9 protein-coding genes, 1 rRNA gene and 1 pseudogene are annotated in these 11960 nt (G+C 72.8%); 6 read left to right on the top strand and 5 right to left on the bottom strand.

What is annotated here, in order from left to right; translation table 11 throughout:
- Together rrf and HUW36_RS14900 are read left to right on the top strand one after the other, a co-directional pair.
- Window positions 1-76: ribosomal RNA gene (gene rrf, locus HUW36_RS35135) — 5S ribosomal RNA — on the top strand; the annotation flags it as partial.
- Window positions 77-414: 338 nt separating this feature from the next.
- A complete protein-coding gene (locus HUW36_RS14900) occupies window positions 415-1041 on the top strand; it encodes an NADPH-dependent F420 reductase (protein ID WP_174528710.1) in 627 nt (208 codons plus the stop codon).
- A 65-nt stretch (window positions 1042-1106) separates the two neighbouring features.
- Here HUW36_RS14900 and HUW36_RS14895 read toward each other — a convergent pair whose 3' ends face one another.
- Complete coding sequence (locus HUW36_RS14895; RefSeq protein ID WP_174528712.1) at window positions 1107-2924, bottom strand: VanW family protein; 1818 nt, start codon at window positions 2922-2924, stop codon at window positions 1107-1109.
- Window positions 2925-3109: 185 nt separating this feature from the next.
- On the opposite strand from HUW36_RS14895, the gene nudC reads away from it, so the two are divergent.
- From nudC to HUW36_RS14880, 3 genes are all read left to right on the top strand, one after another.
- A complete protein-coding gene (nudC, locus tag HUW36_RS14890; RefSeq protein ID WP_174528709.1) occupies window positions 3110-4036 on the top strand; it encodes an NAD(+) diphosphatase in 927 nt (308 codons plus the stop codon).
- 452 nt (window positions 4037-4488) lie between these two features.
- Window positions 4489-5040 (top strand): DUF6230 family protein, encoded by a 552-nt coding sequence (locus HUW36_RS14885; RefSeq protein WP_174528711.1) that lies wholly within the window; start codon window positions 4489-4491, stop codon window positions 5038-5040.
- An 80-nt stretch (window positions 5041-5120) separates the two neighbouring features.
- The gene (locus tag HUW36_RS14880) at window positions 5121-6677 is read left to right on the top strand and encodes a DUF6114 domain-containing protein (RefSeq protein WP_174528708.1); all 1557 of its coding nucleotides are present in this window, start codon (window positions 5121-5123) and stop codon (window positions 6675-6677) included.
- Between the two features lie 62 nt (window positions 6678-6739).
- Here the strand turns inward: HUW36_RS14880 and HUW36_RS14875 are convergent, their stop codons facing one another.
- Complete coding sequence (locus HUW36_RS14875) at window positions 6740-8410, bottom strand: DUF885 domain-containing protein (protein ID WP_174528707.1); 1671 nt, start codon at window positions 8408-8410, stop codon at window positions 6740-6742.
- A gap of 73 nt (window positions 8411-8483) precedes the next feature.
- The gene (locus HUW36_RS14870) at window positions 8484-9080 is read right to left on the bottom strand and encodes a Uma2 family endonuclease (protein WP_098747452.1); all 597 of its coding nucleotides are present in this window, start codon (window positions 9078-9080) and stop codon (window positions 8484-8486) included.
- 117 nt (window positions 9081-9197) lie between these two features.
- On the opposite strand from HUW36_RS14870, the pseudogene HUW36_RS14865 reads away from it, so the two are divergent.
- Window positions 9198-10294, top strand: a pseudogene (locus HUW36_RS14865) (DMT family transporter); the annotation flags it as partial.
- Here the strand turns inward: HUW36_RS14865 and HUW36_RS14860 are convergent.
- Window positions 10177-11247: a PHP domain-containing protein gene (locus tag HUW36_RS14860; protein ID WP_174528705.1), complete on the bottom strand. Its 1071-nt coding sequence runs from the start codon at window positions 11245-11247 to the stop codon at window positions 10177-10179. The pseudogene HUW36_RS14865 and the gene HUW36_RS14860 overlap by 118 nt on opposite strands.
- 59 nt (window positions 11248-11306) lie before the next feature.
- Window positions 11307-11933, bottom strand: coding sequence for a M23 family metallopeptidase (locus HUW36_RS14855; protein WP_425487238.1), 627 nt, complete (start codon window positions 11931-11933; stop codon window positions 11307-11309).
- Window positions 11934-11960: the final 27 nt, after the last annotated feature.

Here is an 11960-nt window from a genome sequence, read left to right as displayed (position 1 = left end):
GAACCCGGAAGCTAAGCCCTCCAGCGCCGATGGTACTGCACTCGGGAGGGTGTGGGAGAGTAGGACACCGCCGGACAATCTTCAGCTCAGGGCCACCCCGAAAGGGGTGGCCCTGACGCATTTCTGCAACCGTTGGGCCGTAGATCGGCGCGAGCGGCGTGCGTGGTCACCGCTCCAGCCCTGGCCGCCGGCGGGCGGTCGTGGCCACGACCGGGCCCGTCCCGAGGTGGTGCCGCGCCTGCCCGACACAGAACGGCTCGGTAACCCCGCGAAACAGCACGACGGGCCACCGCTTCTCGTACCGTCGATCAGGGATCCCTCCGTGCGTCCTGCCGCCCTGGCGGCTGCGGAAACGTGACGTGGCGTACGGCGGGTTCGCGATCGGGACGGACCGGCCGGGGTACAGGAGTGGGCATGGAGATCGGAATCATCGGGTCGGGGCACATCGGGGGCACCCTCACCCGTCGTCTGAGTTCACTCGGCCACGCCGTGACGGTGGCCAACTCGCGCGGGCCGGAGAGCCTCGCCGACCTCGCCGCCGAGACGGGCGCGCGGGCGGCCGGGCTCGAGGAGGCCGTCCAGGGTGCGGAGCTGGTGGTGATCGCGATCCCGCTCAAGGCGGTGCCGCAACTGCCGGCCGCGCTCTTCGACGGCAAGCTCGTGGTCGACGCGAACAACTACTACGCCCAGCGCGACGGTGACATCCCGGAGCTGCTGGACCGGAGCCTCAGCTCCAGCCGCTGGACCGCGGACCACCTCAAGGGCGCCCGGGTGGTGAAGGTCTTCAACAACATCCAGGCCGCGCACCTGATGGACAACGGCAAGCCGGCGGGCACCGCGGGCCGGATCGCCCTGCCGGTGGCCGGTGACGACGCGGACGCCAAGCGGATCGTCATGGGGCTGGTGGACGAGCTGGGCTTCGACCCGGTGGACGCCGGCACGTTGGACGAGAGCTGGCGTCAGCAGCCGGACACCCCGGTCTACGGCACCGACCGCGACGCGGACGGCGTGCGGGAGGGCCTGGCCGCGGCGCGACCCTGAGAGACCGTCCACGACAGCGTGAGGCCCCGCCGGCGGTTGCCGGGCGGGGCCTCGTCGCGTCGGGGTCAGGCGCCAGGCTCGGGCGCGCAGATGAAGCGCGGCTCCGGGTCGTAGCGCCAGCTGAACTTCTCCCGCTTGATCACCTTGCCGTCCTTCTTGATGACCCGGAACGCGTCCTGCGCGAACCCCACGCTGCCGGTCGCGGCGATGCAGTCCGGGCCCGGCTTGAGGTAGACGGTCTTCGGCTGGGTGATGTCGCGGCGCGGGCCGTACTCGGTCTTCACGCTGTCGTAGATCTTCGTGCTCCAGATCGACACGGTGATCGTGCTGGACGTGTACGAGGTGTCGATGAGCACGCCGTGGGGCGTGTTGTTGCGGAACTTGAAGTCGAGCTGGGGCCAGTAGATGGTCGACTCGATCACGGCCGGGTAGCGGCTGAAGTAGAACGAGTGCGGCTTGTGCTCGACGTCCTGCAACCCGGCGTAGTACGTCGCGTTGAAGAGCGTGGTGGTGAACTGCGAGACGCCGCCGCCCACCCCCGGCACCAGCTTTCCGCCGACGATCGTCGGCGCGTCCTGGTAGCCCTGGTCGTAGCCGCGCTCACCGGTGTGGCCGTTGAGCGAGAACGTCTCCCCCGGCTTCACGATCGTGCCGTCCACGTCCTTCGCGGCCTGGACGATGTTCTGGCTGCGCGGGGACGAGAGACCGCCGGTGAAGCGGGTGGTGAAGGTGGAGACCCGCTCCTTGATGCCCAGCTCGGCCAACGCGGCCTCGGTCAGCTCCGGCGCGGCCGGCTTGAGCTCGGCGGTGACCGAGCGGCCGGTCGACCTGGGCAGCACCGCGAGCAGAGCGGGGCCGAGCGCGGCGGCGTCGACCTGGCGGCCGGCGCGGCTGGGCACCACCTTGGGCTTGCCGCCGCTGATGGTCAGCCCCGCGTCGCGCGGTTCCACCTCGAGCGTGGCCAGCTTGCCGCCGAGCGCCGCACGCAGCCGCTTGACGTCGACCCGGGGGGTGAGCGTCCCGGCCTCGTCGGTGGAGAAGCGCAGCGACCGGGCGATGGCGGCGGGCGGGATGGTCACCGACCCGCCGTCGGTGGTGAGCGTGACGGGTGCGGAGACGGCCGGCCGGGCCAGCTCGGCGACGAGCCGGTCGACCTCCTCGCGGGTGGTCGCCGGCCACTTCTCGACCAGCGGCACGGTGACCGGCCGGGCGGCGAGCCAGCCCGACTTCACCGCCTCCGTCGCGCCGGGTGCGTCCACGGTCAGCGCCGGCTTCGGGTAGACCGGCTTGGGGGTGGTGCCGGTCCAGATGATGGCCGGCATGGTCATCTCCCGACCCTGGGAGCCCATCGCCTTGCGCAGGGCTGCCTCCAGTCGGGCGGGGTCGACCGTCACCACCGGCTCGACCGAGCGGGACCCGACGAGTCGGCTGACCGCGTGGGCCTCGGCGTCCGCGGCGGCGGCGACGGTGGCGTCCACGTCGATGGCGAGCCCGACGTCGGCCGGGTTCAGCTCCGCCTTCTTCGCGCCCACGGTCACCGTCAGCGGGGCGTTCAGCGTGTCGGCGCGGCGTTCCAGCGCGGCGCGCAGCTCCCGGGCCGCGTCCGCCCGGCTCCGACCGCCCAGCTCGGTGCCGAGCACGGTGGTGCCGCGCGGCACGTCGCCGGCGTACGCGTAGGCGCCGACACCGACACCCGCGGCGAGCACGGCGGCGGTGAGCCCGCCGGTCAGCAGCAGCCGGGCGCGCCGGGACCGCTTCGGCTTCTCCCCGCCGCTGGTGTCGGGCGGTGTGGCGACCGGCTCCATCTCGACGCCGGGCCAGCTCACCGCCGCCACCTTGATGGTGGGCCGGTCGTCGGCAGCCGGCATCTTCTCGCCGTACATCGTCACTGCAACCTCGATCGGAAAGACACGCGGGGACCGCTTCCCCCGCGGGAGACACCTACGGTAACCAACGCTCGAGCCGGTCGGGAGTCTCCGGCCGGCAGTCGTGTCGGGCGGGTGCCGGTGTCGTACCCGTCACCCGTTTCGGGCCCACGCTCCGCCGCTGGTCGTGGCACGGTGGGCGGGTGCGGACGGATGACCGGGTGGTGGCCGCGTACGGCGGTGGGTGGCTGGACCGGGCGGCGGAGCTGCGCGGCGATCCGGCCTGGCTGGCCGGGCGGTCGGCCGATCCGGAGAGCGTGGTGCTGCCGCTGTGGCGGGACCGGTGCCTCGTCGACGCCGGACGGAGACCGGTGCGACAGGCGGTGGCCGGTGCGGCGGCCCTGCTCGCCGCCGCTGACGAGACGGTCTTCCTCGGGCTGGAGGAGGGCCGGGCGGTCTTCGCCGCCGACCTCTCCGGCCGGTCCGAGGCCGAGGCCCGCGAGTTGGCCGGTGCCGTCGACGCGGTGGACGTCCGGGCCCTCGTGGGCGGGCTGGGGGCGGCCGAGGCGGCCGTCCAGGCGTACGCGAAGGGGTTGCTGCACTGGCACCGGGGCCAGCGGTTCTGCGGCGCGTGCGGTGCGACGACGGTCGCCGGGGCGGGCGGGCACACCCGGACCTGCACCGGCGACGGGTGCGGCCGGCTGCTCTTCCCCCGGATCGAGCCGGCGGTGATCGTCCTGGTGCGGGCGCCCGGCGAGCCGGAGCGCTGCCTGCTGGCCCGGCACCGCGGCGGCGGCGAGGACTCCTGGTCGTTGCTTGCCGGGTTCGTGGAGATCGGCGAGAGCCTGGAGGACGCGGTCCGGCGGGAGTTGACCGAGGAGGCCGGGGTCCCGGTGCGCGAGGTGGCCTACCAGGGTTCGCAGGCGTGGCCCTTTCCGGCCGGGTTGATGGTCGGCTTCCGGGCGACGGCGGCGTCGACGGAGGTGCGGGTCGACGGCGAGGAAGTGGTGGAGGCGCGCTGGTTCAGCCGGGACGAGCTGCGCGCCCGGGTCGACGCCGGTCGTCCGCTCGGCCGGATCGACTCGATCGACCGCCACCTGCTGGGGTCGTGGCTGGACGGCCGGAGCTGACCGGTCTCCGGTCGTCGTCGCGGGCCGGCCGGACGGGTGATCGGCACCTCACCCTCAGCGGCTTGTCAGCTGGCCGTTATCGAACTGTGATGTTTACAGGTGACGGCTACCACAGGTGAAACCTCTGCGCCATCGTGTCGTAATAGCGCCGGTTTGCCCTGGCCCGCTTGTCGCCGGGACGTTAACCGATGGTAACCGTAGGCGATCTTGATACCACAGCTGTGTTACCCGTCAGTAGCAAGGGGCTTGTGAGGTCTGTCGCTTCGCGAGAGCATCCAATCCGCGACCGCGCGGCCCGTTCGGCACAACGGCACCCGCGCCGCCCCGCAGCTTTCCCGTCCCGCGTCGCGTCCCGCGTCCGGAGACGCACCCCCGTCGAGGAGGACCTTGTGAGTGAATCGCAGAACCGCGAGCTGAGTGGCGGCACCCGCTGGCGGCGCTTCGCCGCGGTGATGGTGCCGGCGACCGTCGTGGCCGGCGGCATCGTGCTCGGCATGGCCAACGGCGCCATCGCGGCCTCGTTCGCCGTGTCGGGCCAGACCTTCAAGGTCGGCGCCTCGAAGCTGGAGGGCACCGGCTTCAAGCAGTACGGCGGCATCGCCAAGGAGTCGGACGGCACCCAGCACCCGGTCGCCGTCTCCGAGATCGCCGACGCCAAGCTCTACGACCTCTGCCAGTCGGTCAACGCCAGCATCCCGGGCGTGCCGATCGTGCTGACCATCAACGCCGGTGGCGGCGGCAAGCCGGCCACCGCCACCAACCTGCTGATCGACATGGACTCGCTCGAGGGCGACGCCCGGTTCGAGAACATCAAGATCGGCCGGGACGCGGCCGACATGAACCCGGCGCAGCAGGTCGTGCCGAAGTCCTTCGGCCAGAGCGCCGACGCGGTGACCATCACGGACCTGGAGCAGGTGGCCCGTTCCACCAGCGCCGGCGTCTTCACCCTCAACGGCCTGAAGCTCAAGGTCAACGTGGGCAAGGACGCCAAGGAATGCTTCTGATCTGAACTCGAGGCCCGCGGAGGGCGCCCTCCGCGGGCCTCGACCATGTCTCACCCCGTCAGCACCGCCAGGAGGAGTACGTGACAACCGCCGAAACGCAGCAGGCCCGGCCCGGTCGGCTCGGCCAGGCGTGGCGTGGCTTCCGCCGGTGGCGCCGGGCGCGGCCGTTCTGGGGCGGGCTCTTCACCACCCTGGCCGGCCTGGAGATCTTCGCCACCACCCAGCTGAGCCTCAACGGCCTCACCTTCCAGATGGGGCCCACCGGCTTCCTGTCCTGGCTCATCCCCACCATCCTCGTGGCCTGCGGCATGCTGCTCTGGTTCAGCCCGGCGCAGCGCATGTTCTACGCGGTGGTCGCGGCGATCACCGCGCTCTACTCGCTGATCGGCGTGAACCTCGGCGGCTTCTTCATCGGCCTGCTGCTCGGCATGGTCGGCAGCGCGCTCGGCTTCGCCTGGGTGCCGCGCAAGGGCCCGGCCGCCGACGCGCCCCCGGCGGAACCGACCGACGACGAGCCGGTCGAGGAGCCCGTCGACGAGCGTGTCGACGAGCCGGAGCCGGCCCTGGTCGACGAGCTGCTGCCCCGGCAGCGGGAGGACGACACCACCGGGGTGCTCACCGACACCCTGCCGGAGCCGCGCAACCCGCTGCGCGAGTCGGCCCCGGCGGAACCTGCCGTGGACGCGCCGCCCGTGGACGCGCCGCGCGGCCCCGGGCAGCCGCCCCGGGCGTACGCGATCCTGCTGGTCCTCGCGGTCTCCGCGGCCGGCCTGATCGCGGTCCGCGACGAACGGCCGGCGATCGCGGCGCCGGCGGCCTGCCCGACCACCTCGGCCCCGGCACCCAAGCCGTCCGCCTCGAAGACCCCGACGGCGTCCCCGTCGGCCAGTCCGAGCACCACCGCGCCGGCCGAGCCGGCGCCGGAGGAGGAGGACGGCAACCTCCTGACCGACATCGTCGACGGCATCACCGGCCTGTTCACCGGTGGCGACGACGAGGCGTCGCCGTCGCCGTCGCCGTCGGCGTCGGCGTCCGCGGAGGCCAAGGCCGCGGCGACCCCGAGCGGGAGCGCCACGCCGAAGCCCAGCGGCAGCGTGAAGCCGTCGACCACGGCCGAGCCGGGCGCCGACTGCGACGAGGACAAGCCGGCCCCGACCAAGCCGAAGCCGGTCGAGGAGGGCAAGCCGCTGCCCAAGCTGGCGGCCGACCCGAACCAGCCGCTCGTCGCCGACCCCCCGTCCCGGCTCACCGGGTCCAAGGTCACGATGACGGGGCTGCGCTTCGAGGGCATCGTCGAACTGCCCACCCGCGACGGCACGCTCAAGTGCCTGAAGTTCACCATGGACAAGGCGGTCACCGACGACTTCACGCTGCTGGCCAGCGGCCCGGCGGGCAAGAAGCAGCGGTACGTGACCGACCGGCTCACCGTCGAGGGCGACGTCGCCTTCTACGCCACCCGGTTCGTCGGGTACCTGCTCGGCATCAAGATCACGCTGACGCCGGACCTGCCCTTCCCGGACGGCATCCCGATCACCTCGCCGATCCCGATCAGCTTCACCGACCCGGTGATCGAGCTGGCGTACGAGAAGTCGAAGTCGCTCACCGCCCGACCGGTGCTCCGGGTCGACCTGGCCTGACCGGCGCGGACAGCGCGACGGCCGGGAGCCGGAGGAACTCCGACTCCCGGCCGTCGCCGTGCTCAGAGGCGGGCCAGCGCCCGGCGCAGCGGGTCGAGCCCCAGCGCTCCCAGGTCGAGCGCCTGGCGGTGGAACTCCTTGAGGTCGAAGTCGGCGCCCTTGCGGGCCTTCGCCTCCTCCCGCGCCTGCAACCAGATCCGCTCACCCACCTTGTACGAGGGTGCCTGCCCCGGCCAGCCCAGGTAGCGGTTCAGCTCGAAACGCAGGTTCTCGTCCGGCACCCGGCAGTGCGCCCGCATGAACTCCCAGCCCAGCTCCGGCGTCCAGCGCTCGCCCGGGTGGAAGCCGAACGGGTTGTCCGCCGGGATCTCCAGCTCCAGGTGCATGCCGATGTCGACGATGACCCGGGCCGCGCGCAGCGCCTGCCCGTCGAGCATGCCGAGCCGGTCGCCCGGGTCGGCCAGGTAGCCCAGCTCGTCCATCAGGCGCTCGGCGTACAGCGCCCACCCCTCGCCGTGCCCGGAGACCCAGCAGAGCAGCCGCTGCCAGCGGTTGAGCAGGTCGGCCCGGACGGCGGTCTGGGCGACCTGGAGGTGGTGGCCCGGCACGCCCTCGTGGTAGACGGTCGTCACCTCGCGCCAGGTGGAGAAGTCGGTGATGCCCTGCGGCACCGCCCACCACATCCGCCCTGGGCGGGAGAAGTCCTCGCTCGGGCCGGTGTAGTAGATGGCGCCGTCGCTCGTCGGCGCCAGCCGGCACTCGATCCGGCGAACCTGCTCCGGGATGTCGAAGTGGGTGCCGTTCAGCTCGGTGATCGCCTTGTCCGCGAGCTCCTGCATCCAGTCGCGGAACGCCTCCTTGCCGCGCACGGTCCGCGCCGGGTCCGCGTCGAGCGCGGCGACGGCCTCGTCGACAGTCGCGCCCGGACCGGCGATCTGCCCGGCCACGATCCGCATGTCGGCCTCCAGGCGGGCCAGCTCCGCGAACCCCCAGGCGTACGTCTCGTCCAGGTCGACCTTGGCGCCGAGGAAGTACTGCGAGGCCAGTTCGTAGCGCTCGCGGCCGGCGGCCTGCTTCTCCCGCCCCACCGGGGCCAGTTCGGTGCGGAGGAACTGACCGAACTCGGCGGTCGCGGCGGTCGCCGCGGCGGCGCCCTTGCGCAGCTCCGCGCCGAGCGTGCCGTCCGCGTCGAGCCGCTCGACCAGGCCGTGGAAGAAGTTGTCGCCCTCCGGGTCGACCCAGATGTCGCACTGCTTGGCCACCTCGACGAGCTGCACCCGCGAGCTGACCCGGCCCTCGGCGGCCGCCTCGCGCAGTGTGCGCTTGTAGCCCTCCAGCGCCGAGGCGAAGCGGTTGAGCCGGGTGGCGACGTTGGACTTCGCCTCCTCGCCGTCGGTCGGCATCAGGTCGAAGACCATCCGGATCTCGTGCAGCCCGCTCTCGATCACGCTGATCTCGCTGGTGGTCTCACCGGCGTCGTGCCGGGCGAGCTCCAGACCGAGGCGCTCCTGCATCGCCTCCTTGGCGGTGCGCTCCGCCTCGGTCTCCGGCTCGGTCACGTCGAGCTGGCCCAGGGTGCGCCGGACCAGGTCCGCCCGGGCCGCGTAGCCGTCCGGGGAGAGGTCGTCGAGCTGGTCGTCGTAGCCGGCGATGCCGACGTAGGTGGCGCCGGTCGGGCTCAGCGGAGCCCACTCCGCCACGTACCGGTTGGCGAGGTCATCGATTTGTCCCACGAGGCGACCCTACGTGACCGGGCCACCCCGGTGTCGACCGTGATTGCCGTGTCCGGGGAAGCGACCGGACGGCTCAGGGCAGCAGCTCGACCGGATCGAAGTCGATCGTGAAGGGTGCATCCAGCTTGAGCCGTTGACCGCTGACCGCCTGCGCCGTGCTGACGTAGCCGCCGTCGCGCAAGGTGAGGAACTCGACGCCGACATGACGGATCTGGCGGACGACCTGCACCCGCATGAAGTACGGCACGCCGGCCTCGGCGCAGCGGCGGGGCTTGTCCACGAAGTCCTGACGGCGGCTGCCGGGCGACACGAACTCGACCGCCATGGTGCACAGCCGCACCGGGATCCAGCGATCGTCCTGGTCGGTCTCGGGCAGCGCGTGCAGGACGGTGAGGTCGGGCTGGATCCAGCGGTCCGGGCTGAAGGTCAGGTTCACCTGGCCGAAGACGTAGTAGCCGGCCTCCTTCGCCGCAGGTTTGAGCAGATGCAGCAGCTCGCCCTCGGCATAGCTGTTGGTGCCGGTCTCGGCGGGGGTCATGACCAGCCTTCCGTCGATGCACTCGTAGCGCGCGTTCGGCAGCTCGCGCAACGGGAGGTAACGGTCGGCGAGCTCGGTGGTCCACATCCCGTCGAAATCGACGAGCGGATCGAAAGGGGTGGGCATGGCCATCGACGTGTCACCTCCTCGGCTGGTCAACGTCTCCACTGTAGGGCGGTTGCTGTGGCGGTCGACACGGCGTCCGAATTTCGCGCGACATCGTCGTACCCCAGGGGCAGAGTGTCAGGGGTGACAGTCGAGACCACTCCTGACCGCGCGCCGCTGCGGAGCTGGCTGCCGGGGTTCGTCGCGCTCGCCGCCATCTGGGGGTCCAGCTTCCTGTTCATCAAGGTGGGGGTGACCGAGCTGCACCCCGTGCACCTCACCCTCTACCGGGTCGCCACCGGTGCGGTCACGCTGCTTGTGGTGCTGGCCGTGCTGCGCGACCGGCTGCCCCGCGAGCCGCGGGTCTGGGCCCACATGATGGTGGTGGCCGCGTTCGGTGTCGCGCTGCCGTTCACTCTCTTCGGCTTCGGCGAGCAGCGGGTCGAGTCGATGCTGGCCGGCATCTGGAACGCCACCACGCCGCTGATCGTGCTGCCGCTGGCCGTGCTGGTGTTCCGCACCGAGCGGCTGACCGTCAGGCGGGCCGTCGGGCTCGGGCTGGGCTTCGTCGGCGTGCTGGTGGTGCTCGGTGTCTGGGAGGGAGTGGGCGGCGCCCACTTCACCGGCCAGCTCATGTGCTTCGGCGCGGCGGCCTGCTACGGCCTGGCCATCCCGTACCAGAAGAAGTTCATCGCGGGCAGCACCCACTCCGGGCTGTCGCTGTCGGCGGCGCAACTGCTCGTGGCCACCGCGCAGCTCGCCCTCGTCGCGCCGCTGGCGGCGGGGGCGCCGCCGGTGCCGACCGGTCTGTCGCTGCGGGTGGTGGCCAGCGTGCTCGCGCTCGGCGCGCTCGGCACCGGGCTGGCGTTCGTGATCAACATGCGCAACATCCGGTTGGCCGGGGCGAGCACGGCGTCCACCGTGACGTACCTGATCCCGGTGTTCGCGGTGCTGGTCGGCGCGGTGGTGCTCGGCGAGCGGATGAACTGGCACCAGCCGGTCGGCGCGCTCGTGGTGCTGGTCGGGGTGGCGGTCGCGCAGGGCCTGTTCGGCCGGCGCCGCCGGCCGGAGCCGGTGGTCCCGGCCACCCGGGCGGCCGAGCCGGCCGCCCGGGCCTGACCACTCAGCCCCGGCCCGCCGTCCACTTCACCAGGCGGTCGGCCGTCCACGTGTTGACCACCCGGTCCGGCGGTACGCCGCAGCGCGCCGCCCGCTCGCAGCCGAAGCGCTGCCAGTCGAGCTGCCCGGGCGCGTGCGCGTCGGTGTTGATCGCGAACCGGCAGCCGGCCTCCAGCGCCCGGCGGATCAGCCGCTTCGGCGGGTCCTGCCGCTCCGGCCGGGAGTTGATCTCGACGGCCACGTCGTGCTCGGCGCAGGCGGTGAAGACGGCGTCCGGGTCGAACTCGCTCTCCTTGCGGGTGCGGGCCCGGTGGCCCCGGTCGCCCGGCCCGGTCACGCCCGCCGGCCGGGACGAGACCATCCGGCCGGTGCAGTGCCCGAGGATGTCCAGGTGCGGGTTGGCGATCGCGGCCAGCATCCGGCGGGTCATCCGCGCCCGGTCGTCACTGAGGCCGCTGTGCACCGAGCCGACCACCACGTCCAGCCGGGCGAGCAGCTCGTCGTCCTGGTCGAGCGAGCCGTCGGCGAGGATGTCGACCTCGATGCCGGTGAGGATGCGGAAGCCCTTCGGCAGCGCCTCGTTCACGGCGGCCACGTGGTCGAGCTGCCGGCGCAGCCGGTCGGCGGTGAGGCCCCGCGCCACCTTGAGCCGGGGCGAGTGGTCGGTGAGCACCAGGTACTCGTGCCCCAGCTCGACCGCCGCCAGCGCCATCTCCTCGATCGGTGAGCCGCCGTCGGACCAGTCGGAGTGGGTGTGGCAGTCGCCGCGCAACGCGTCCCGCAGCCGCGCCGCCTCCTCGTCCAGGTCGGTGCCCTCGGTGGCGACCAGCCGGCGCAGGTAGACGGGTTCCTCGCCGGCCAGCGACTCGGCGACGCAGCGGGCGGTCACGTCGCCGACGCCGGCCAGCTCGGTCAGCTTGCCGGTGCGGGCCCGCTCCGCCACCTCGCCTGCGGGCAGCGCGCCGAGCGCCGCGGCCGCCGAGCGGAACGCCCGGACCCGGTAGGTGGCCTCGTTCGCCCGCTCCAGCAGGAACGCGATCCGGCGCAGGTCGGCGATGGGATCCCGGGCAGTCATGCCCTGGAACCTACGCGCTCGCGCCGCCCGGCGGGTGGCCCCGCACCGCGGGGTCGGGCTCAGCCGCCCGCGGTGGACCCGCCAGGCGACGTCGGGCAGCCGTGCTTGCGCTGCCAGGCGGTGACCTCGGCGGCCGGCGACCGGTTGCCGCCCTTGCGCCAGGAGTTCAGGTAGGGCGCCGGCCAGACCACACCCCGCCGGATCCACCAGTCGTTCTTGCCCGTGCACCTCGGCGAGAGCCCGAAGTGCAGATGGCAGACGTTGTTGGCGTTGCCGGTGCGGCCCACCTTGCCGAGCTGCTGGCCGGCGCGCACCCGGACGCCGGCGTCGACGCCGGCCGTGATCGCGCTCAGGTGGGAGCCGTAGTAGCGCACCCCGTCGTCGCCGAGCAGAGACACCGACAGTCCGCCGTTGTTCGGCCCGAGCGGCCCGCGCCTGTCGAACCGGTCCACCCGGCTGACCTCCAGGACCACGCCGTCGGTGACCGCCACGACCGGCTCGCCGCAGTCGGCGAAGAGGTCGGTGCCCGGATAGCCGCCGTGCGTCGGGTGGTAGTCGACGTTGCCGGCCCGGACCGGGAAGACCCGCCGCACGTCGGCACCTGTCGGCGTCGGGGCGGCGGAGGAGGCGGCCGGCGGGGTCGGGCGGGGACTCGCCGGCTCGGCCGGCTGTGCGGCGGTCACCATCGGGCTCGGGTCCCGCCAGGCGTCGGC

Source organism: Micromonospora maritima (genome assembly GCF_902825405.1).
In the GTDB taxonomy this organism is placed as follows: Bacteria; Actinomycetota; Actinomycetes; order Mycobacteriales; family Micromonosporaceae; genus Micromonospora; species Micromonospora maritima.
The sequence above is the reverse complement of the archived record's forward strand: the minus strand, read 5'-3'. Positions and strand labels throughout refer to the sequence as shown.

What these genes read in the sequence shown, in the direction of transcription:
- HUW36_RS14900 (WP_174528710.1), top strand. Translation starts at nt 415, where the DNA reads ATGGAGATCGGAATCATCGGGTCGGGGCACATCGGGGGCACCCTCACC.
- HUW36_RS14860 (WP_174528705.1), bottom strand. Translation starts at nt 11,247, where the DNA reads ATGACTGCCCGGGATCCCATCGCCGACCTGCGCCGGATCGCGTTCCTG.
- HUW36_RS14895 (WP_174528712.1), bottom strand. Translation starts at nt 2,924, where the DNA reads ATGTACGGCGAGAAGATGCCGGCTGCCGACGACCGGCCCACCATCAAG.
- HUW36_RS14855 (WP_425487238.1), bottom strand. Translation starts at nt 11,933, where the DNA reads ATGGTGACCGCCGCACAGCCGGCCGAGCCGGCGAGTCCCCGCCCGACC.
- HUW36_RS14885 (WP_174528711.1), top strand. Translation starts at nt 4,489, where the DNA reads ATGGTGCCGGCGACCGTCGTGGCCGGCGGCATCGTGCTCGGCATGGCC.
- HUW36_RS14870 (WP_098747452.1), bottom strand. Translation starts at nt 9,080, where the DNA reads ATGGCCATGCCCACCCCTTTCGATCCGCTCGTCGATTTCGACGGGATG.